Consider the following 373-nt stretch of genomic DNA (forward strand, 5'->3'; position numbering starts at 1 on the left):
ACCGGCGCCCTGGTGGGCTCGTCGGGCGCGATCCTCAGCTACATCATGTGCAAGGGGATGAACCGCAGCTTCGTCTCGGTGATCCTGGGCGGCTTCGGCGCCGACGACGGCGCGGCCGCGGCGGGCGGCAAGGTCGAGACGCGGCCGGTGAAGCAGGGCTCGGCGGACGACGCCGCCTTCATCATGAAGAACGCGTCGAAGGTGATCATCGTCCCCGGTTACGGCATGGCCGTGGCCCAGGCCCAGCACGCGCTGCGCGAAATGGCCGACGTGCTTAAGGAAGAGGGCGTCGAGGTGAAGTACGCCATCCACCCGGTGGCCGGCCGGATGCCCGGGCACATGAACGTGCTGCTGGCCGAGGCCAACGTGCCGT

General features: G+C 69.2%; 1 protein-coding gene. It reads left to right on the forward strand.

Annotated elements, in window-relative coordinates; translation table 11 throughout:
* Window positions 1-373 (forward strand): NAD(P)(+) transhydrogenase (Re/Si-specific) subunit beta (locus AX721_RS16855; protein ID WP_197422617.1); only part of this gene is annotated, 373 nt, incomplete at both ends.

It is taken from the genome of Phenylobacterium sp. CCH9-H3 (assembly GCF_001557235.1).
In the GTDB taxonomy this organism is placed as follows: domain Bacteria; phylum Pseudomonadota; class Alphaproteobacteria; order Caulobacterales; family Caulobacteraceae; genus Phenylobacterium.